This window comes from Pseudomonas palmensis, assembly GCF_017848315.1.
Classification (GTDB): domain Bacteria; phylum Pseudomonadota; class Gammaproteobacteria; order Pseudomonadales; family Pseudomonadaceae; genus Aquipseudomonas; species Aquipseudomonas palmensis.
The window spans coordinates 16,268-36,778 of sequence record NZ_JAFKEC010000044.1 but is presented as its reverse complement, the minus strand read 5'-3'; the positions used below and the strand labels follow the sequence as shown (position 1 = coordinate 36,778).

20 protein-coding genes are annotated in these 20,511 nt (G+C 66.0%); 9 read left to right on the top strand and 11 right to left on the bottom strand.

Annotated elements, in window-relative coordinates; all coding sequences use genetic code 11:
- The first annotated feature begins 41 nt into the window (after positions 1–41).
- Genes JZZ72_RS20250 through JZZ72_RS20240 form a run of 3 tightly spaced genes read left to right on the top strand, consistent with a single transcriptional unit; the run spans position 42 to position 2,388 of the window.
- Positions 42–617, top strand: a complete 576-nt coding sequence (locus tag JZZ72_RS20250) for a YfiR family protein (protein ID WP_043860717.1) — start codon at positions 42–44, stop codon at positions 615–617.
- The gene (locus JZZ72_RS20245; RefSeq protein WP_210015013.1) at positions 614–1,891 is read left to right on the top strand and encodes a diguanylate cyclase domain-containing protein; all 1,278 of its coding nucleotides are present in this window, start codon (positions 614–616) and stop codon (positions 1,889–1,891) included. The genes JZZ72_RS20250 and JZZ72_RS20245 overlap by 4 nt, the downstream gene beginning before the upstream one ends.
- A 5-nt stretch (positions 1,892–1,896) precedes the next feature.
- Positions 1,897–2,388 (top strand): OmpA family protein, encoded by a 492-nt coding sequence (locus tag JZZ72_RS20240; RefSeq protein ID WP_054916704.1) that lies wholly within the window; start codon positions 1,897–1,899, stop codon positions 2,386–2,388.
- Here the strand turns inward: JZZ72_RS20240 and JZZ72_RS20235 are convergent.
- Positions 2,385–3,332, bottom strand: coding sequence for a LysR family transcriptional regulator (locus JZZ72_RS20235; RefSeq protein WP_210015012.1), 948 nt, complete (start codon positions 3,330–3,332; stop codon positions 2,385–2,387). The two genes, JZZ72_RS20240 and JZZ72_RS20235, sit on opposite strands and share 4 nt — an antisense overlap.
- A 134-nt stretch (positions 3,333–3,466) precedes the next feature.
- Between JZZ72_RS20235 and JZZ72_RS20230 the strand changes: the two genes are divergently transcribed.
- Positions 3,467–4,993, top strand: coding sequence for a CoA-acylating methylmalonate-semialdehyde dehydrogenase (locus tag JZZ72_RS20230; RefSeq protein WP_043860714.1), 1,527 nt, complete (start codon positions 3,467–3,469; stop codon positions 4,991–4,993).
- A 10-nt stretch (positions 4,994–5,003) separates the two neighbouring features.
- The gene (gene mmsB / locus JZZ72_RS20225) at positions 5,004–5,891 is read left to right on the top strand and encodes a 3-hydroxyisobutyrate dehydrogenase (RefSeq protein ID WP_078481798.1); all 888 of its coding nucleotides are present in this window, start codon (positions 5,004–5,006) and stop codon (positions 5,889–5,891) included.
- Between the two features lie 78 nt (positions 5,892–5,969).
- On the opposite strand, the gene JZZ72_RS20220 is transcribed toward mmsB, so the two are convergent.
- Genes JZZ72_RS20220 through JZZ72_RS20190 form a run of 7 tightly spaced genes read right to left on the bottom strand, consistent with a single transcriptional unit; the run spans position 5,970 to position 12,679 of the window.
- On the bottom strand, positions 5,970–6,902 hold the full coding sequence (locus JZZ72_RS20220; RefSeq protein WP_043860712.1) for a phosphatidate cytidylyltransferase: 933 nt from the start codon (positions 6,900–6,902) through the stop codon (positions 5,970–5,972).
- A gap of 1 nt (position 6,903) precedes the next feature.
- Positions 6,904–7,527, bottom strand: coding sequence for a lysophospholipid acyltransferase family protein (locus JZZ72_RS20215; RefSeq protein WP_043860711.1), 624 nt, complete (start codon positions 7,525–7,527; stop codon positions 6,904–6,906).
- Between the two features lie 10 nt (positions 7,528–7,537).
- Complete coding sequence (locus JZZ72_RS20210) at positions 7,538–7,993, bottom strand: hypothetical protein (protein WP_078481796.1); 456 nt, start codon at positions 7,991–7,993, stop codon at positions 7,538–7,540.
- A complete protein-coding gene (locus tag JZZ72_RS20205) occupies positions 7,990–9,309 on the bottom strand; it encodes a phosphatase PAP2/dual specificity phosphatase family protein (protein WP_210015011.1) in 1,320 nt (439 codons plus the stop codon). Before JZZ72_RS20205 ends, JZZ72_RS20210 begins: the two co-directional genes overlap by 4 nt.
- The gene (locus tag JZZ72_RS20200) at positions 9,306–11,063 is read right to left on the bottom strand and encodes a bifunctional alpha/beta hydrolase/class I SAM-dependent methyltransferase (protein ID WP_116052691.1); all 1,758 of its coding nucleotides are present in this window, start codon (positions 11,061–11,063) and stop codon (positions 9,306–9,308) included. The genes JZZ72_RS20205 and JZZ72_RS20200 overlap by 4 nt, the downstream gene beginning before the upstream one ends.
- A 30-nt stretch (positions 11,064–11,093) precedes the next feature.
- On the bottom strand, positions 11,094–11,699 hold the full coding sequence (locus JZZ72_RS20195; RefSeq protein WP_043860707.1) for a CDP-alcohol phosphatidyltransferase family protein: 606 nt from the start codon (positions 11,697–11,699) through the stop codon (positions 11,094–11,096).
- 41 nt (positions 11,700–11,740) lie between these two features.
- The gene (locus tag JZZ72_RS20190; protein ID WP_116052694.1) at positions 11,741–12,679 is read right to left on the bottom strand and encodes a LysR family transcriptional regulator; all 939 of its coding nucleotides are present in this window, start codon (positions 12,677–12,679) and stop codon (positions 11,741–11,743) included.
- 77 nt (positions 12,680–12,756) lie between these two features.
- On the opposite strand from JZZ72_RS20190, the gene JZZ72_RS20185 reads away from it, so the two are divergent.
- On the top strand, positions 12,757–13,521 hold the full coding sequence (locus JZZ72_RS20185; RefSeq protein ID WP_210015010.1) for a sulfite exporter TauE/SafE family protein: 765 nt from the start codon (positions 12,757–12,759) through the stop codon (positions 13,519–13,521).
- On the opposite strand, the gene JZZ72_RS20180 is transcribed toward JZZ72_RS20185, so the two are convergent.
- On the bottom strand, positions 13,511–13,825 hold the full coding sequence (locus JZZ72_RS20180) for a putative quinol monooxygenase (RefSeq protein ID WP_210015009.1): 315 nt from the start codon (positions 13,823–13,825) through the stop codon (positions 13,511–13,513). The genes JZZ72_RS20185 and JZZ72_RS20180 overlap by 11 nt on opposite strands.
- Before the next feature lie 186 nt (positions 13,826–14,011).
- On the opposite strand from JZZ72_RS20180, the gene JZZ72_RS20175 reads away from it, so the two are divergent.
- The 3 genes from JZZ72_RS20175 to ggt all read left to right on the top strand — a co-directional run bounded on the left by JZZ72_RS20175 (position 14,012) and on the right by ggt (position 17,314).
- Complete coding sequence (locus JZZ72_RS20175) at positions 14,012–14,602, top strand: NAD(P)H-dependent oxidoreductase (protein WP_054916551.1); 591 nt, start codon at positions 14,012–14,014, stop codon at positions 14,600–14,602.
- Positions 14,603–14,669: 67 nt separating this feature from the next.
- Complete coding sequence (locus tag JZZ72_RS20170; protein ID WP_054916552.1) at positions 14,670–15,566, top strand: LysR family transcriptional regulator; 897 nt, start codon at positions 14,670–14,672, stop codon at positions 15,564–15,566.
- Positions 15,567–15,646: 80 nt separating this feature from the next.
- On the top strand, positions 15,647–17,314 hold the full coding sequence (gene ggt / locus JZZ72_RS20165) for a gamma-glutamyltransferase (protein WP_043860701.1): 1,668 nt from the start codon (positions 15,647–15,649) through the stop codon (positions 17,312–17,314).
- Between the two features lie 97 nt (positions 17,315–17,411).
- Here ggt and JZZ72_RS20160 read toward each other — a convergent pair whose 3' ends face one another.
- Together JZZ72_RS20160 and ypfJ are read right to left on the bottom strand one after the other, a co-directional pair.
- Complete coding sequence (locus JZZ72_RS20160; protein WP_043860700.1) at positions 17,412–19,319, bottom strand: methyl-accepting chemotaxis protein; 1,908 nt, start codon at positions 19,317–19,319, stop codon at positions 17,412–17,414.
- A gap of 195 nt (positions 19,320–19,514) precedes the next feature.
- Complete coding sequence (gene ypfJ / locus JZZ72_RS20155; protein ID WP_043860699.1) at positions 19,515–20,399, bottom strand: KPN_02809 family neutral zinc metallopeptidase; 885 nt, start codon at positions 20,397–20,399, stop codon at positions 19,515–19,517.
- Positions 20,400–20,511 lie beyond the last annotated feature (112 nt).

Below are 20,511 nucleotides of genomic sequence, written 5' to 3'. Positions count from 1 at the left end.
TCTTGCCCCCACGCAAGGCATGGTCTTAAGAGATTTCCTATATGAAGGTCGCCGCCCTTACACCGGGACGTGTAAAACGCTGGAGGCTCATGCTGCTGGCGGCGTTGGTGCTGGTACTTCCGCTGCACGGCATGGCCCAGGGCGCCGCAGCCGCCACACTGGCCGAGCAGCGGGCCAAGGCAGTGACCCAGGTGGTACTGGGTATCCTCAGTTACGCGCGCTGGCCGGTGGAACCCGAACAGCTGCGCCTGTGCCTGATCGGCCCTACCGAATATGCCGACGACCTGGTCAAGGGGACCACCCAGGCCACCGGCCGGCCGCTGACCGTACGTCGTCTGCTGGCGGGGGATCCGCGTATCCTCACCCAGTGCGACGCGGTGTACATCGGCAAGCTCAGTGGCGAGGCGCGCAGCCAGCTCATCAGCGCGATCAACGGCAAGCCGGTGCTGAGCATCAGCGAAGCGGATGACCCCTGTACGGTCGGCAGCCTGTTCTGTCTGCGGGTCAAGGACACCCAGGTGGCCTTTGACGTGAACCTCGACTCGGTGGCGCGCAGTGGCGTGCGCATCCATCCCAGCGTGCTGCAATTGTCGCGGCGCCGAGCGCTGCAGCCATGATCGGCTGGCTCAAGACACGCGAACGGACCACGTTGCGCGCGGTGCTCAGCCGCGGGCACCTGGGCGTGGCTTTGCTGGCCATCGGGCTGGCCGGCATCTCGCTGACCGTGCTGGGGGTGCTGGCATTGCGCGTCTATGCCAACCACAACCTTCACCTGATTGCCCGTTCGATCAACTACACCGTCGAGGCCGCGGTGGTGTTCAACGACAGCAGCGCCGCCAACGAAGCCCTGGCGCTGATTGCTGCGGCCGAGGAAGTGGCCAACGTCAAGGTCTTCGACGATGCGGACCAGTTGCTGGCCAGTTGGGAGCGCAGTGAAGGCGGCATGCTCGACCAGCTGGAGCTCAAGATCGCCCGGACCCTGCTCGAAGAGCCGATCCGGCTGCCGGTGGTGCACCAGGGCCAGCAGGTGGGGCGCATCGAGCTGGTTGGCCAGGGCGGCAGCCTGATGCGCTTTCTGCTCAGTGGTCTGGCGGGCATCCTGCTGTGCACGGCGCTCAGCGCGGTAAGTGCCCTGTACCTGTCGCGCCGGCTGTTCGCCGATATCGTGGGGCCCCTGCGCGGGCTGGCCAGCGTGGCCCATGCGGCGCGGCGCGAACGCAGCTTCGACCGGCGCGTGCCCTCCACCCAGATCGCCGAACTCAACGAGCTGGGCAACGACTTCAATGCCCTGCTCGACGAAATGGAAGCCTGGCAAAACCACCTGCAGAGCGAGAACGAGACCCTGGCCCACCAGGCCAGCCACGACAGCCTGACCGGCCTGCCCAACCGGGCGTTCTTCGAGGGCCGCCTGAGCCGCAGCCTGCGCAACGCGATCAAGTATGGCGACGGGCTGGCGCTGCTGTTTCTGGACAGCGACCGCTTCAAGGAAATCAACGACAGCTACGGTCATGCCGCAGGCGACGAGGTGCTGGTCGCCGTGGCCAGCCGGGTGCGTGCGCAGCTGCGCGAGCACGACCTGGTGGCGCGTCTGGGGGGGGACGAATTTGCGGTGCTGCTTACCCCTCTGCATCGCTTCGAGGATGCCCAGCGTATCGCCGACAAGATAGCCGCCAGCATGAGCCTGCCTATCCGCCTGCCGGACGGGCAGTGCGTCGTTACCTCGTTGAGCGTTGGCATCGCAGTGTTTCCCGATGACGGCCGTACCCCGGCCGAGTTGCTCAATGCCGCCGATGCGGCGATGTACCAGGCCAAGCGTCACACCCGTGACGGGCCCCAGTCGGCAGAGGCGGAGTTCTCTGCGTCCAGCGCAAAAACAGGAGCTGAACCGTGATTCACCTGACTCGATACCTTCGCTTGCACCTGGCCTTTCTGGCCCTGGCCCTTTTCGCCCTCGGCGGCTGCCAGACCCCGCCGCCCAAGGGCCTGACCCCCGAGCAGATCGCCGTGCTCAAACAGGAGGGGTTCACCCCCACCGACGAGGGCTGGACCTTCGGCCTGTCCGGCAAGGTGCTGTTCGGCAGCGACCTGGATGCACTCAACACCCAGAGCCGCGAGATCGTCGAGCGTATCGGCAAGGCGCTGCTGTCGGTGCACATCGAGCGGGTGCGGGTGGATGGCCATACCGATTCATCCGGCAAGGCCAGCTACAACGAACAGCTGTCGGCGCGCAGGGCGGCCAGTGTGGCCAGGGTGCTGGTGGGCGTGGGCATGCGCCCGGAGAACGTCGAGACCCGCGGCCTTGGCAGCCGCGAGCCGGTGGCCAGCAACGACACCGCCGCCGGGCGCACCGAAAACCGCCGCGTGGCGATCGTGGTCGCCTCCGACTAGTCGGCAAAACTCATCGTGTGCGACTCGCCCATCAGCAGGGGCGTGTTGCGCTCGGTCACGTCGCGGATGTAGTCCCACAGCAGCGTGATGCGCTTGAGCTTGCGCAAGTCTTCCCGGCAGTACATCCAGAACTGCCGGGTAATCTCCACTTCCCCCGGCAGCACCGGCACCAGCCGCGGGTCCTGTGCGGCCAGAAAACACGGCAGGATGGCCAGCCCGCGACCCTGCTGGGCCGCCACGTACTGGGCGATCACGCTGGTGCTGCGCAGGTGTGCGGTGGCGGTGGGCAGCAGGTTGGCCAGGTACAGCAGCTCGGAGCTGAATGCCAGGTCGTCCACGTAGCTGATGAACGGGTGCCGGGCCAGGTCGCTGCTGCGCAGGATCGGCTCGTGGTTGTCCAGGTAGTCGCGGGTGGCGTACAGGCGCAGGCGGTAGTCGCACAGCTTGCAGCACACATAGGGTCCGTGTTCCGGGCGCTCCAGCGCGATCACGATGTCGGCCTCGCGTTTGGACAGGCTGATGAAGTGCGGCAGCGGCAGGATATCCACCGAGATCGCCGGGTAGGCATCGACAAAGTGGCTCAACTGCGGGGTGATGAAGAAGCTGCCAAAGCCTTCGGTGCAGCCCATGCGTACATGCCCCGATAGCGCCACGCCCGAGCCGGACACCTGCTCGCAGGCCATGTGCAGGGTGCTCTCGATGGCCTCGGCATAGCTGAGCAGGCGCTGCCCCTCGGCGGTGAGCACGAAGCCGCTGGTGCGCGACTTTTCGAACAGCAACGTGCCCAGCGCCACCTCCAGCGAACTGATGCGCCGCGACACCGTGGTGTAGTCCACGCCCAGGCGCTTGGCGGCGCTGCTGGCCTTGCGCGTGCGCGCCACTTCGAGGAAGAACTTGAGGTCGTCCCAGTTCAGCGACCCCAGGGATGTGATGTTTTTTTGCATGTTGGTCCGGCTTTTATGTGCGTTCTTATTAGAAGTTTGCACATCTATACTCCAATTCAGCCCAGGACCCAAGCATCGTCGCGGCTGCCGCGTCGGCGTTTCTCTCCCTAACAATAAATCCAGGAGAACCCCTCATGAACGCATCCCTCACGCCCGGCCAGACCAAGGTCGACAGCGTCAAGCTGCTGATCGACGGCCAGTGGGTCGAGTCGAAAACCACCGAATGGCGCGACGTGGTCAACCCGGCCACCCAGCAGGTGCTGGCCCGCGTACCCTTTGCCACCGCCGAAGAAGTCGATGCCGCCATCGCTGCCGGCCAGCGTGCGTTCAAGACCTGGCGCGACACCCCGATCGGCGCGCGCATGCGCATCATGCTCAAGCTGCAGGCGCTGATCCGCGAACACTCCAAGCGCATCGCCGTGACCCTGAGCGCCGAGCAGGGCAAGACCATCGCCGACGCCGAAGGCGACATCTTCCGCGGCCTTGAAGTGGTCGAGCATGCGTGCTCCATCGGCACCCTGCAGATGGGCGAGTTCGCCGAGAACGTGGCCGGCGGCGTCGATACCTACACCCTGCGCCAGCCCATCGGCGTGTGCGCCGGCATCACCCCGTTCAACTTCCCGGCAATGATTCCGCTGTGGATGTTCCCGATGGCCATCGTGTGCGGCAACACCTTCGTGCTCAAGCCGTCCGAGCAGGACCCGCTGTCGACCATGATGCTGGTGGAGCTGGCGCTGGAAGCCGGTGTGCCGGCCGGCGTGCTCAACGTGGTGCACGGCGGCAAGCAGGTGGTGGATGCGCTGTGCACCCATACCGACATCAAGGCGATCTCGTTCGTCGGCTCCACCGAGGTCGGTACCCACGTGTACAACCTGGCCGGCCAGCACGGCAAGCGCGTGCAGTCGATGATGGGCGCCAAGAACCACGCCGTGGTGCTGCCCGACGCCAACCGCACGCAAACCCTCAATGCCCTGGTAGGTGCCGGTTTCGGCGCTGCCGGCCAACGCTGCATGGCCACCTCGGTGGCGGTGCTGGTGGGCAAGGCCCGCGAATGGCTGCCGGAGCTCAAGGCCCTGGCCGCCAAGCTCAAGGTCAACGCCGGCAGCGAGCCTGGCACCGATGTGGGCCCGCTGATCTCCAAGCGCGCCAAGGAGCGTGTGCTGGGCCTGATCGAAAGCGGCATCAAGGAAGGCGCCACCCTCGAACTCGATGGCCGCGACGTGCAGGTGCCCGGCTACGAGCAGGGCAACTTCGTCGGCCCCACGCTGTTCTCCGGCGTGACCACCGACATGCAGATCTACACCCAGGAAATCTTCGGCCCGGTGCTTGTGGTGCTGGAGGTCGACACCCTCGACGAGGCCATCGCCCTGGTCAACCGCAACCCGTTCGGCAACGGCACCGGCCTGTTCACCCAGAGCGGCGCCGCGGCGCGCAAGTTCCAGAGCGAGATCGACGTGGGCCAGGTGGGCATCAACATTCCGATCCCGGTGCCGGTACCGTTCTTCAGTTTCACCGGTTCGCGCGGCTCCAAGCTGGGTGACCTGGGCCCCTACGGCAAGCAAGTGGTGCAGTTCTACACCCAGACCAAGACCGTCACCGCGCGCTGGTTCGACGACGACAGCGTCAACGATGGCGTGAACACCACCATCAGCCTGCGTTAAGGAGTCGACCATGCGTATTGCATTCATCGGGCTGGGCAACATGGGCGCGCCGATGGCGCGCAACCTGATCAAGGCCGGCCATCAGCTCAGTCTGTTCGACCTGAACAAGGACGTACTGGCAGAGCTGGCCGAACTCGGCGGGCAGATCAGTGCCTCGCCCAAGGACGCGGCCAGCGCCAGCGAGCTGGTCATCACCATGCTGCCGGCCGCTGCCCATGTGCGCAGCGTGTACCTCAACGAAGACGGCGTGCTGGCCGGCGTACGCGCCGGTACCCCGGTAGTGGACTGCAGCACCATCGACCCGCAGACCGTGCGTGCGGTGCATGCAGCGGCGGCCAGGCAGGGTGTGGACCTGGCCGATGCACCGGTGTCGGGCGGCACCGGCGGCGCGGCGGCGGGTACCCTGACCTTCATGGTCGGCGCCAGTGAGGCGCTGTTCGCCACCCTGCAGCCGGTGCTGGCGCAGATGGGGCGCAACATCGTGCACTGCGGCGAGGTGGGTACCGGGCAGATCGCCAAGATCTGCAACAACCTGCTGCTGGGCATCTCGATGATCGGCGTGTCCGAGGCCATGGCCCTGGGCAATGCCCTGGGCATCGACACCAAGGTGCTGGCCGGCATCATCAACAGCTCCACCGGGCGTTGCTGGAGTTCGGACACCTACAACCCGTGGCCGGGTATCGTCGAGACGGCGCCGGCATCACGCGGGTACACCGGTGGCTTTGGTGCGGAGCTGATGCTCAAGGACCTGGGGCTGGCTACCGAGGCGGCGCGCCAGGCGCACCAGCCGGTGATTCTGGGCGCGGTGGCGCAGCAGCTGTACCAGGCGATGAGCCTGCGCGGGGAGGGTGGCAAGGACTTCTCGGCGATCATCGAGGGCTACCGCAAGCCCGAGTAGAAAAGCTTCGCCAGCAAGGCTGGCTCCTACAGGTGAACCTGTTGCCTGTAGGAGCCGGCCTTGCCGGCGAAAGGGCCCTCAAGCCCACCAGTAACGTACAAAGTGAAAGAACACCGGCGCCGCGAAACATACCGAATCCATGCGGTCCAGCATGCCGCCGTGCCCCTCGATCATGTGCCCCCAGTCCTTCACCCCGCGGTCACGCTTGATCGCCGACATCACCAGCCCGCCAAAGAAGCCCATGACGTTCACGGTCAGCGCCATCAGCGCCGCCTGCCAGAAGGTGAACGGGGTGATCCAGAACAGCGTCGCGCCGATCAGCGTGGCCAGCGCCACACCGCCCAGCAAACCCTCCAGCGTCTTGGACGGCGACAGCCGCGGTGCCACCTTGCGCTTGCCGAACAGCTTGCCGCACACGTACTGCAGTACATCGGAAATCTGCACCACCAGAATCAGCCAGGCGATCAACAGCAGGTTGCGCCCCTCGAACCCGGGGATATCCAGCGTCATCAGGGCCGGTACCGACGACAGGCAGTACACCGCGATCATCAGCCCCCACTGCACCTTCGAGGCCCGCTCCAGAAAGCGCGTGGTATCGCCGCCGAAACTGGCCAGGATCGGCAGCAGCAAGAACAGGTACACCGGGATGAAGATGCTGAACAACCCGTACCAGTCCATCGCGATCAGCAGGTACTGCACCGGCAGCGCCACATAGAACGCCGCCACCAGTGCCGGGTAGTCGCCACGCCGGGTGGGCGTGAGGGTGAGGAACTCGCGCAGCGCATAGAACGACACGCAATAGAACAGCAGGATGACCCCCAGCTTGCCGAACACGAAGGCCAGGCCGATCACCAGCACCATCACCCACCAGGCATTGATGCGCGCATTGAGGTTGTCGATGACCGCGTGCGGGGCCGGGCCCGCGCGCCATTTGAGCAGGCGCCCGATCAGGCTGGCGAGCAGCAGCAGGCCACCGATACCGGCAAACAGCAGAAGTGTGTTGTGGTCCATCTCAGGATTCCTTGGGGGCCAGGGCCAGCAGGGCAAGGCGTGCCCGTTCCAGAAACGCGTGCTTGCTGTCATCGGGCAAGCGTTGCAGCGGCTCGCCGAAGCTCAGGGTGCACAGCAGCGGCAGGGGCAGGGCACGGCCCTTGGGCATCACCCGGTTGAGGTTGGCGATCCACACCGGGATCAGCTCCACCTCGGGGTGGGCACTGGCCAGATGGAACAGCCCGCTCTTGAACGCCAGCAAGGGCTCGTCGCCCAGGTTGCGCGTGCCTTCGGGGAAGAAGATCAGCGAGTCGCCCTGCTCCAGCGCCGCATGGATCGGCTGCAAGGGGTCGCTCTGGGCCTCGCTGTGCTGGCGGTCGATCAGCACGCCGTTGAACACCCGGTTGATCAGAAATTGGCGAATACCCGGTTTTTGCCAGTAATCGGCCCCGGCCACCGGGCGGGTGTGCCGGCGCAGTTCCTGGGGCAGCGAGGCCCAGATCAGCACGAAGTCCCCGTGGCTGCTGTGGTTGGCGTAGTACAGGCGTTGCACCGGCTGCGGTGTACAGCCCAGCCACAGGGCGCGGGCGCCCGTGATCAGGCGGGCCACCGAGGTGATGCCGAAGGCGGTGAGGGCGGCTAGCATGACGAGGTCCTTATCCGACGAGAGAAAGCCAGGGCAGGCACAGTATGCCGGCAATCGCCAGCAGTACCTGCACGCCAAGGCACAGCAGTTGCTGGCGCATCAGGCGCAGTGCGGCCCGGCTGCGCGCCTGCCAGTCGCGGTCGTCGACCGGGGCGGGCTTGAGGCCCAGGTCGAACAGCGCCTGGTCCAGCGCGCGGGTAGTTGGCGACAAGGTTGCGGCCTGGGTGGCCAGGTGCGCGAACAGCTCGGCGTCCAGCGCAACCCGCATGCCCCAGTATTTTTGCAGCAGGCCGGCTGCCAGCAGCAGCACGCACAACAGGGCACCAATCACAGGGGCCGGCGCGCCGGCAAGTGGCGCCAGGCCATAGGCCAGCGCCAGCAGGCTGATGCCGTCCGACAGGCGTTCCACCTGGCGCCCGCGCCGCAGCAGGCTGGCCACCAGCGCCAGGTGGGTCTGGCTACTCACAGGCCGCCCCCCGCCGGCAGGCTGTCGATCACCTGGCGGTGCGCCGGGTGCAGCACGACCCCGGGGCGGGCCTGGGCGATCAGTTGCTGGGCCTGCTGCGCGTTCTGGCAGCGCCCGCCGAGTACCAGCCAGGCGGCCACGGCGCAGGCACTGCGCGAGTAACCCAGGGCGCAGCACACCAGTAGCGGGCCCTGCTGGCGCAGTCGCTCGATGGCCTGGGCCGCCTCGCGGCAACGTTCGGCATTGGGCACCACCAGGTCCAGGCAGGGCAGGCTGTAATAGGCCTGGCCCGGCGTGTGTGCCGCCGGCAGTTCTGCACACAGGTCGACCACCGCGGCAAACGATGCCGCCTGACCTCGTGCAGGCACCCGCCCCAGGTACACCCCCTCGCACACCTCGTCGGCCTGTGGATGGCGGCGCGTCCACCAACGCGAATTGAGCCAGGCGCCGATCAGGTACGGCGCCAGCAGCCAGCGCGCGGCATACGACAACTGGCCGCTCGGGCCTTTCTGAAAGCCCTCGGCGCCCAACACGGCATAGTTGAGCGCCACCATCAGCAGTGCGAGGGCGGGCCACAACAGCAACAGGGCGATACCGCCGGCATACAGCGCCAGCCCACCCAGCACGGCGCTGCCCAGCGCGTAGTACGCGGCCAGGCGCCAGCGCCGGCGGTCACGGGTCGGCTGCAGGCTGCCCAGTACCGGCCGGCCCTCCACGGGCCACAGCCATACACACAGCGCGCCTGCCACTGCGCCACTGGGCACGTCGATGAAGTGGTGCTGCCAGGTGGTCAGCACCGACAAACCGATCAACCCCATCCAGCCATGCAGCAGCCAGCGCATCAGCCGCCCACGGGTGTGCCGGGCGAACATCGCCCAGATGATCACCAGCAGCGCGATGTGCAGCGAAGGGGCCTGGTTGAACGGCTTGTCGAAGCCCATCAGCACATCGAACAGCCAGCCGAACACGCCCTGCAGTTCAGGGCGCTCGAAGGTGAAGCGCAGCGGCCACAGCAGAAAGCCGGCGATGCAGATCAACTGTGCGCTCAGCAGGCGCAAGGCATGCCGGTCCATCTCCAGGCGGCTGAGCGGCAGCAGGAAGGACAACCCGTACAGCAGGTCGATGGACCAGTACGGCAGGATGGTCCACGGCCACAGCGGGATGCTGCTTTCCCAGGCGAACACCAGGCTGCCGACGTCGCTGCGCCCGGCGGTGAAGGTGTTGCTCAGGCCATAGCTCAAGAAGAACAGCGGCCCGAGCAACAGCAGCCATAGCACGCCGCGCCGGATCAGGCCCGGCTCGCGCACTGTGCTCATTCAGCAACTCGCTGGGCCAGGCTGACGCTGAAGATGCCCCACTCGTCGATGCGCTGGCACACCTTGCGAAAGCCTGCCGCTTCCACCAGCTGGTCCATCTCCACCTGGCTGCGCCGACGCATCACCCAGGCCTGACCGGCGCGGTGGCTGGTCAGGGCGCGGGCGATCATCTCCAGCTGCGGGTGCCACGGCTGGCCGGTGTACACCAGGTAGCCGCCCGGCGCCACGGCCTGGGCCAGGCCACCCAGCGAGTCGCCGACCATCTGGTTGCTGGCGAACAGTTCATACAGCCCCGATACCACCGCCAGGCTCGGACGCGGTTCAAGGGTGGCCAGGCTCTGCGCATCGAAGGCATCGCCCTGCACGAAGCGGGCGATGTCGGCCAGGCCTTTGTGTTCGATCAGCGCCGTGCCTTCGCGCACGTTGAGCTCGCTGTAGTCGCGCAGCAGGATCGAATCCGGGCGCTGCTCCAGGCCCTGCAGGGCTTCGAGAATGTAGCGGCCATGGCCGGCGGCGATGTCGACGATATGCACCGGTGCGCCTTGTTCGCGCAGGCGCTCGATGGCCAGGCGCAACAGCTCTTCCACATGCAGCTTGCGCTGGCGGATGCCCTTCCAGCCGATGGCGTCGAGGTAGTTGCGGTCGATCATGCGGCCCAGCTTGCCCTTGCCGGTGGCCTGGTTGCGGTAGACGTAGTCCAGCGTGCTGCCCGAATCGAAACCGGTGTCGAAGCCCAGCTTGACCCCGCTCGACAGGCCCTTGCCCAGGCGCAGGCCGGCGCGGGTTGCGCGCCAGTACAGGTCGGCCGGCGAGTTGCGTGGCAGCGGCGCGGCCAGGCTTTCGGCCTCGGCGCAGCTGGCGCCGAGCTGGTCGGCATCGAGCAGCGACGGGCGCTGGGGCGCCACACTGAAGCAGTGCTCCACGAAGCGCCGGATACGCGCCAGCGCATGCCCGCGATCACGCTCGCCGAGGGTGTCGTGGAAGAAGCCGGGCAGCACGTGCTTTTCCTTGTGTACGCTGCCCAGGCGCTCGAAGAACTGCTCCTGCGGCTGGCGCTTGACCACGAAGTCGGCGCCGGAAATCAGCAATTGGGTCGGCACCTGGATCGCCTGGGCATCGGCCACCACGCGATCGGCAGCTTCGTACAGCCCCAGCAGCATGTTCACCGAAATCGGCCGGCTGATCAGCGGGTCGTTTTCATACGAGGCGATGCGCTCGGGGTCGTGGCTGAGCAGGCGCGGCTTGACGTAGCTGTTGACGAAGAAGTTGCCGCGCCAGGCGCGCATCAGCTTGAGCCCCGGGCGGGCGAACGGCACGTACAGCTTGACCTTGAAGGCCGGCGAGGCGAGCACCAGGCAGCGTACCTTCGGCGCATAGTCATGCGCCCAGGTTGCGATCAGCACGGCGCCGACGCTTTGCGCCAGCACCGCCATGTCCTGTTCGTCGATGGCGTGCTCGCGGGCGATGTGCTCGATGAAGGTCTGCACATCGCGCACGCTGCACGCGAAGCTCGGGCTGTCGCCACGGGCCCCGGGCGACTTGCCATGGCCACGGGCGTCCCAGGCGAAGAAGTCATGGCCGGGCAGGTCGAGTTCATCCACCAGGTGGGCCATGCGCCCGCCGTGTTCGTGGCCACGGTGGAACAGCACCACGGCGCGGCGCGGTTGGCCGGGCTGGCGGTTGGCCGGCCAGTGGCGGTAATGCAGTTCTACGCCGTCATGGGTGGTGAAATGCAGGGATTGCGCGGTGCGCATGGCAAATATCCTTATCTGGCTCGGAGGGCTTCAGCGGGGTTGCGCCAGGCCTCGGCTCACCCGGTTGTAGAGGGTATGAAGCGACAGCAGCAGCACCACCAGCAATACGCCGTTGAGCCACGCTGCGCTCAGCAGGCCGGTGGCCACGCCGGCACCGAGCACACCGAACACGAAGGCACGGTCGCTCTTGCCCATCGGGCCGTCATAACGGCGTTCGGCGCCTACCAGGGGGCCCATCACCCCGGCGTATTCGCTCACCAGCGCGGCCAGCACCACGATCACCACCAGCGCCGGCGACACGCCCGGCAGCAGGGCGAAGGGCAGGTACAGTGCGCTGTCGGCGACCACGTCGCACAGCTCGTTGAGGTAGGCACCCAAGCGTGACTGCTGGCCGAATTCCCGGGCGAGCATGCCGTCGATGGCATTGAGCGCCATGCGCAGCAGCATCCAGGCCGGCACCAGGGCGAACAGCCAGGTGATGTGCGGTACGGCGGCCAGCAGCAGGCCGAGCGCCACGCTGACCGCCGCGGCGGCGACCGTCACCTGGTTGGCAGTTATGCCGCGCTCGTACAGACGCTTGACCATAGGGCGCAGCAGCGCCTGGAAGCGCGGTTTCAACTGGTAGATCGACGGCACGGAAAACTCCCTTTACGGCTCGTAGGCACGGCATTGTCTTGTTACATAGCGGTGCGCGAAGGCGATTGTGGGTGGATTGTCCCTGCCGGGGCAATAGCGCCTGCCGACAAGCTTTGCAGAAGTGTGCGCGTGTGCCCGGGAAGCGCCGAAAAATTGCGGCTGCACAGGCGCAGCTGGCGTTGTGCCCAGGGTTCGTCCAGCGCCAGGCTGTGCAGCGCCAGTACCCCTTGCCAGCGTTGCACGGCAGCCTGCGGCACGATGCCCAGGCCTGCGCCATGGGCCACCATGCGGATCACCCCGTCGAAGCCTTCGGCACGTACCCGCACCTGCAGCCGGCGCCCCAGGTGCAGGGCCTGTTCCTCCAGGTACAGGGCCAGGGCGCTGTCTGCCTGCAGGCCGACATGGCCATGTTCAAGGGTGTCGGCAAAGCGCAGGTGCGGGTGGCTGGCCAGCGGGTGATCCGGCGCCATGATCAGCACCAGCGGGTCGTCGCGAAACGCCACGCTCTGCAGGTGCTCGCTGGCCACGGCATTGGAGATGATGCCCAGGTCGGCCTCGCCCTGGGTGATCGCCTGCACGATACGCAGGCTGGGCAATTCGACCACGTCCACGTCGATGGCCGGGTGGTGGGCCAGAAACGTCGCCAGCAGTTCGGGCAGGTACTCGGTCAGCGCCGCGGTGTTGCACAGCAGCCGCACCTGGCCCTGCAACCCCTGGGCATACTGGCCCAGGTCGAATTGCAGCCGCTGCACCTGCTGGCCGATCTGGCGCGCATGGTTGACCAGGGCCTGGCCGGCGGCCGTGGGGTGCACGCCGCGCCGGTTGCGCTGCAGCAGCGGTACGCCCAGCGAGCTTTCCATGGCGCGAATGCGCGCGCTGGCCGCCGGCAGCGACAGGTGGCTGCGCTGGGCGCCGGCGGTGATGTTGCCGCACTCCACGGTGTGCAGAAACAGTCGTAGGTCAATCAGATCGAAATGCATGAGCCTCTGCCTGGGCAATAGTCTGGCTCAGTATATGGCAACTGTTCAGGGGCGTGCGGGCAGGGCAGCATGGGCCCATGACGACTTTATTCGGCTTCTATCAGGCTATCGGCCCGGCGCTGTCGCTGCTGGTTGTGCTTACCTTCGTGCTGGCAGGCACGGTCAAGGGCGTGATCGGCCTGGGCCTGCCCACCGTAGCCATGGGGTTGCTGGGTCTGGCTATGTCACCGGCGCAGGCTGCCGCGCTGCTGATCGTGCCGTCGACGGTCACCAACCTTTGGCAGCTGGCGGCGGGTGGCTACTTGCGTGCGTTGCTGCGCAGGCTCTGGCCGATGCAATTGATGATCTTCATCGGTACCTTGCTGGGCAGTGTCTGGCTGGGCATCGACAGTGGCGCGTGGGCGGCGCACGCATTGGGCGCGGCGTTGCTGGTGTATGCGCTGTACGGCCTGTGCCACCCAGGCCTGCACCTGGCCCCCCGCCACGAGCGCTGGCTGGGCCCGCTGTGCGGGTTGGTGACGGGCATCATCACCGCCGCCACCGGGGTGTTCGTGATACCGGCCGTACCGTACCTGCAGGCCCTGGGCCTGCACCGTGAACAGATGGTGCAGGCGCTGGGCCTGTCGTTCACCGTCTCGACCCTGGCGCTGGCCGTGGGCCTTGCCGGGCAGGGCGCACTGGGCGGCGAGGCGCTGGGGGCCTCGCTGGTGGTGCTGATACCGGCATTGCTGGGCATGTGGCTGGGCCAGTGCCTGCGTCAGCGCATCAGTGCCGTGCTGTTCAAACGCTGCTTTTTCATCGGCATGGCGCTGCTGGGCGCCCATCTGGCGCTCAACGGCTAGCCGAGGACGGGCTGAGCATCTCGATCAACTGGATGTCGAAGTCGCGCTCAAGGTATTCCATGCGCCGCTCGGCAAACTGCAGCATGTGCGGCAGCGCCGAATGCACATCCAGTGCGGCCTTGCTGGCCCAGATTTCGTAGAACACGAACAGGCTTGGGTCCTGCCGGTCGCGCAGCATGTGGTACTCGATGCAGCCGGGCTCGGCACGGCTGGGTTCTACATAGCTGCGAAACAGCGCCTCGAACTCCTCGGCCTTTTCGGGGCGGGTCTTGGCTTTGAGGATGAAACCGTAGGGTTCGCTCATGGGGAGGCTCCTGTAAAAAGTGAGCCAATCTTATTTCAACAATAAGCGCTGAATTCGTGCTTTTTGGTCAAAAGCGTTTTGCCCGCGCGAGGGTATTTCCGCTGCGCTGAACTGATTAATCTGCCGCCATCACATTCACCGGGCCGCCCCTTCTGTTGGCCGCCCCGAACACACATGAGGCAGATGATGAAGAAGATCCTGTTGCTCAACGGCGGCAAGCAGTTCGCCCACTCCGATGGCCGCCTGAACGAGACCCTGCACGAGGCCGCGCTGGCGTTTCTCGACCGCGCCGGTTTCGACGTCAGGAGCACCTACATCGATGGCGGCTACGACGTTGCCGAAGAAGTGCAGAAGTACCTCTGGGCCGACGTGGTCATCTACCAGATGCCCGGTTGGTGGATGGGCGCGCCGTGGACCGTCAAGCAGTACCTGGACGAAGTGTTCACCGCCGGCCACGGCAGCCTCTACGCCAGCGACGGGCGCACCCGCTCCGATGCGTCGAGCAAGTACGGCAGCGGCGGCCTGATCCAGGGCAAGCAGTACATGCTGTCGCTGACCTGGAACGCACCGCAGGAAGCGTTCGACGATCCGGCGCAGTTTTTCGAAGGCAAGGGCGTGGACGCGGTGTACTTCCCGTTCCACAAGGCCAACCAGTTCCTGGGCATGAGCGGTCTGCCGACCTACCTGGCCACCGACGTGATGAAGAACCCCAACGTCGAGGCTGCCGTGGCCGGCTACGAGCAGCACCTGGCCCGGGTTTTCCACACTGGCGCCTGATGAAGGGTTGCGCGGGCAACGCCAAGCGGCTATCTATCACGGCTGAACGCCACACCAGGGAACAGCCGTGAAAGCCAGGTCCGATGAATTGCAGATGTTCGTCTCGGTCATCGAGTGCGGCTCTATTTCCGCCGCCGCCGAACAGGGCGGGCAGACCCCGTCGGCCATCAGCCGCAGCCTGTCGCGGCTGGAGGCCAAGCTGGGCACCACGCTGATCAACCGCACCACGCGGCGCATGGACCTCACCGAAGAGGGGCGGTTTTTCTTCGAGCGTGCCAAGGCCATCCTGCAACAGATGGACGAACTCGAAGAGCGCCTGAGCCTGCACCGCCAGACCCCGTCCGGGCGCTTGCGCATCAATGCGGCGGCGCCGTTCATGCTGCATGCCATCGTGCCCTGGGTGGGGGAGTTCCGCCAGCTGTACCCGGATATCCAGCTGGAGCTCAACACCGACGACCTGATCATCGACCTGCTCGAACAGAGCACCGATATCGCCATCCGCATCGGCGAGCTGGCCGACTCCAGCCTGCACGCCCGCTCGCTGGGGTGCAGCCCGCTGCATGTGCTGGCCAGCCCCGCGTACCTTGCGCGGCGCGGTACGCCACGGCATGTGGAGGAACTGGCCGGGCATTCGCTGCTGGGCTTCACCCAGACCGAAACCCTCAATCACTGGCCGCTGCGCCACACCGAAGGCGACCGCCTGGCGATCCGCCCCGACCTGTGCGCCTCCAGCGGCGAAACCCTGCGCCACCTGGCGCTGGCCGGCGAAGGCATCGCCTGCCTGTCGCACTTCATGACCCACGAAGACCTCCAGGCCGGCCGCCTGCAACTGGTGCTGGCCGAGGCCAACAGCGGCTATCGCCAGCCGATCAACGCGGTGTACTACCGCAACTCGCAACTGGCCCTGCGTATCCAGTGCTTTCTGGATTTCATCCAGCACAAGCTGTCGATCTACGCCTGCTGAAAACCGCAGGCGGCATTTGAAAAATCCCTGGGCATGCGCCTTAATGGTTGTTCGATAAAAACAACACCAAGGAAACCCGCATGCGCACTCTGATGTTTCGAACGCTGACCTTGAGCGCTGCGATCGTCGCCAGCTCATCAGCCTATGCCGTGACGCTGGACGGCGGCGCGGTGGCCGCGCCCGATCAATATGGTGCACAGGTCGCCGCCGACATCCTCAAGAAGGGCGGCAACGCAGTGGACGCCGCGGTGGCCACTGCCTTCACCCTGGCCGTTACCTACCCTGAGGCCGGCAACATCGGCGGCGGCGGTTTCATGACCCTGTACATGGATGGCAAACCCTACTTCCTCGACTACCGTGAAGTGGCGCCCAAGGCGGCCAGCCGCAACATGTACCTGGACGACAAAGGCGAGATCATCGAGAACCTCAGCCTGGTGGGCGCCCGCGCCGCCGGGGTGCCGGGCACGGTGATGGGCCTGTGGGAGGCGCACCAGAAGTTCGGCAAGCTGCCCTGGGCCGAGCTGCTGACCCCGGCGGTGGGCTACGCGAAGAACGGCTTCAAGATCGCCGCCAAGCAGTACCAGTACCGCGAAGATGCCCAGGGGCTGTTCAAGGACAGCACCAACTTCAACGACTATTTCGGCAGCATGAAGGTGGGCGAGACCTTCAGGCAGCCCGAGCTGGCGCAGACCCTGGAGCGCATTGCCGACAAGGGTGTGAGCGAGTTCTACCAGGGCAAGACCGCCGACCTGCTGGTGGCGCAGATGCAGGCCGACAAGGGCCTGGTCAGCAAGGAAGACCTCAAGGACTACAAGGCCGTGTGGCGTGAGCCGATGGGCATCGAATGGCGTGGCAACGTGGTCTACACCGCGCCGCTGCCCAGCTCGGGCGGCATCGCGCTGGCGCAGTTGCTGGGCATCAAGGAAAACCGCGCAGCCGACTTCAAGGGTGTCGAGCTGAACTCGGCACGCTACATCCACCTGCTTTCGGAAATCGAGAAGCGTGTGTTCGCCGACCGTGCCGACTACCTGGGCGACCCGGCGTTTTCCAAGGTGCCGGTGGCGCAGCTGATTGCCAAGGACTACCTGGCCAAGCGCGCGCAAGAGGTCAACCCGACCGCCATCTCCGACACCGCCAAGGTGCGCCCGGGGCTGGAGCCGCACCAGACCACGCACTTCTCCATCGTCGACAAGCAGGGCAACGCGGTCAGCAACACCTACACCTTGAACTGGGACTACGGCAGCGGCGTGGTGGTGAAGGGCGCGGGCTTCCTGCTCAATGACGAGATGGATGATTTCAGTGCCAAGCCGGGTGTGGCGAACGCCTTCGGTGTGGTCGGTGGCGATGCCAATGCCATCGAGCCGGGCAAGCGCATGCTGTCGTCGATGGCCCCGAGCCTGGTGACCCGCGATGGCAAGGTCACGCTGGTGCTGGGTACGCCGGGTGGCTCGCGGATCTTCACCTCGATCTTCCAGGTGCTCAACAACCTGTACGACTACAACCTGCCGCTGGAGAAGGCGGTGGCGGCGCAGCGTGTGCACCACCAGTTGCTGCCCAAGGACACTATCTACTACGACGCCTATGCGCCGCTCGATGGCAAGGTGGCCGAGGAACTGAAGAAGATGGGCTACACCCTGGAGGACCAGGGCTGGGAGATGGGCGATATCCAGGCGATCCGGGTGACGGGTTCGGCGCTGGAAACCGCGTCTGACCCGCGTGGACGCGGGGTGGGGCAGGTCGTCAAGTAAGGGCTGACAGCATCGCGGGCCAAGTCCGCTCCCACAAGGTTTCGCTGAACCTGGTGGGAGCGGGCTTGACCCGCGATGGCTACGCTGTCCGATTCGGTCAGACGCGGAAGTGGCTGACCAGCATCTGCAACTGATTGCCCAGGCGCGCCAGCTCGACGCTGGATGCCGCCGTCTCCTGGCTCGCCGCCGCCGTCTGCTCCGACACATCACGCACGTTCAGGATGCTGCGGCTGATCTCTTCGGCCACCGCGCTCTGCTGCTCGGCCGCCGCGGCGATCTGCTGGTTCATCGACTGGATGTTCGACACCACGCGGGTGATGTTCTCCAGCGAGGCACCCGCCTTGCGCGTCAGCTCCACGCTGCTGTCGGTCAGGCTGCGGCTGCCATGCATCACGTTGGCCACCTGCTGGGTGCCGCTTTGCAGGCCCGCCACCAGCACCTCGATTTCCTCGGTGGACTTCTGGGTGCGCTGCGCCAGGCCGCGCACTTCATCGGCCACCACGGCAAAACCACGCCCGGCTTCACCCGCCCGTGCCGCTTCGATCGCGGCGTTGAGCGCCAGCAGGTTGGTCTGTTCGGCCACCGACTTGATCACGTCCATCACGCTGCCGATCTTCTGGCTTTCCTGCTGCAACTGGCCCATGGCCTCGGTGGAACGGTTGACCTCGACCGCCAGGCGCTCGATCTGCGCGATGGCCTGGGCCACCACCTGGTCACCGGCGCGGGCCTGGCCGTCGGCGTCGGTGGCGGCCTCGGACGCCTGCTCGGCATTGCGCGCCACTTCCTGCACGGTGGCCGCCATTTCGTGCATGGCGGTGGCCACCTGGTCGGTCTCGACCTTCTGGCTGTTGACCCCGGCGTTGGTCTGCTCGGTGACCGCCGACAGCTCTTCGGCCGCGCTGGCGATCTGGGTCACGCCGTCACGGATGCCGCCGATCAGGTCGCGCAGGGTTTCGCCCATGCGCTGGATGCCTTGTTGCAGCACGCCCAGTTCGTCACGGCGGGTGACGCGCAGGGTGTGGGTCAGGTCGCCGGTGGCGATCTTCTCCACCACTTCCAGGGTTTCGCGCAGCGGGCGGGTGATCTGGCGGGTGATGATGATCGCCGCCAGCACGCCGAACAGCAGCGCCGCCAGGGTGCTTGCCAGTTGCCAGGTACGCGCCTGGGCACTTTCGAGGTCGCGACGTTGCAGCTGGATGGCGTACAGCTCATCGCTCAGGCGCACGATGTCGTAGCCCTGGGTGGTCATTTCCTTGCGCGCCTCGCCGATCGCCGTGTTGGCGGCCTTGAAGCTGCGCACCGCTTCGGCGTAGTGCAGGGTGGCGGCCTCGAGCGGTCGGGCACGTGCATCGGTGGCGGCCAGCTGGCGGGTTTCGGCCAGGGTGGCGTCGAGCTGGCGGGCGGCGACCTGTTCGGTTTCCGGGGTGAGGTCGGCGATGTAGCCGCGCACCTCGAAGCGGGCCAGCAGCAGGTGCTGGCGTACGGTGGTCAGGCGCTTGAGATGTTCCAGGCGCTCGCTGTCACTCTGGCCAGAGGACAGGCTGTCGGCCAGCAGGGTTTCCATCAGGGCACCGGCCTCATTGGCGGTAACGCCCATGCTGCGGCGCGCTTCGCCACCCTGCTTGTAGGCGCTGCGCATCTTGGCCAGGGACACCTCGTAGGCGGCGACCACCTGCGCCTGTTCGCGCAGCAGCTTGACGTTCTCCGGGCTCTTGAAGGTGTTCAGCAGGTTCTGCTGGCGGGCCTTGAAGGTATCCAGCTTGGCCTGGACATTCTGCGCGAGCTTGTCGTCACCGTCGGCAATCATGTACTGCAGGCGGGCGATGCGCAGTTCGGTGAGCTCGTTGTTGAGCTGGGTGATGTCGCTCATCCAGTTGCTGCGGTCGATCAGACCGCCCAGGCTGGTCCAGCCGGTCAGGGCCAACAGGCCGGTCAGCAGCAGCACCAGGCCGAAGCCCAGGGCGAGTTTCAGGTTGACGCTGATATTGGCAAACCAGCTGTTCATGCGATCCCTCCAGGATTCTGTGCGCTCTTTGATCTAAATCGCTGGAGGTTGTTTTTCTTGGAGGCCAGCTGACGTGAGCTGCCTTTATCGGCGGGATGTTGCAGAGCTGAAACGCTTTTTCTCTAATTCCGACGAAAACCATCAACAAAATGTTTAGGGTGTTTGCGCGAGGCCGCAAACACCCCATTACAGGCGTCAGAGTCTGCTGGCGCCAAAGGTGTCGCACTGGTTGAGGTCGCCCTTGGCGAAGCCGGTCTTGAACCAGCGCACGCGCTGCGCGGAAGTGCCGTGGGTGAACGAGTCGGGCACCACGCGGCCCTTGCTCTGCTGCTGCAGGCGGTCATCGCCGATCGCGTTGGCGGCGTTCAGGGCCTCTTCGATATCGCCCGGCTCCAGCCAGTTATGGCGTTGCTGTGCCTGGTAGGCCCACACGCCGGCCAGGCAGTCGGCCTGCAGTTCCTGACGTACCAGCAGGCCGTTGTCGCCTTGCAGGCGCTGGCCGCTGCGACGGGCCTGGTCGATCCTGGCTGACACCCCCAGCAGGGTCTGCACATGGTGGCCGACCTCGTGGGCGATCACGTAGGCCTGGGCAAAGTCGCCCGCTGCCGCGAAGCGGGTTTCCATCTCCTTGAAGAAGCTCATGTCCAGGTACACCTGCTGGTCGGCCGGGCAATAGAACGGGCCGGTCGCCGACGAGGCAAAGCCACAGGCGGAGTTGACCTGACCGCTGAACAGCTTGAGGGTCGGGTCCTTGTACTGGCGCCCGGCCTGGGCAAACAGGGCGCGCCAGGTGTCTTCGGTGTCGCCCAGGATGCTGGCGACGAACTCGGCCTGTTCGTCGCCGGCCGGTGGTGCCTTGCGCTCGCCGGTGCTTGCCGGCGCGCTCTGTTCGCTCATCTGCCCGCTCAGCTGGCCAAGGATCTGCATCGGGTCCTGCCCGGTCAGCAGGCCGATCCCCACGATCAGTACCACCGCCGTCAGGCTCAGGCCCTTGCCGCCCAGGCGCATGCCACCACCACCGCCGCCTTCACCGCGAGCGTCGACCACGTTGTCGCTGCGCCTGCCTTTTCGCCAGAGCATGAGCGTTCTCCCAAGCTTGAAATATGAAGATAAAGATTAGTCCACCCGGCCCGGCGGCGTCAGCGCTTTGGACATAACCATACGGTTATGGGTTCAAGGATTCTTTTCAATG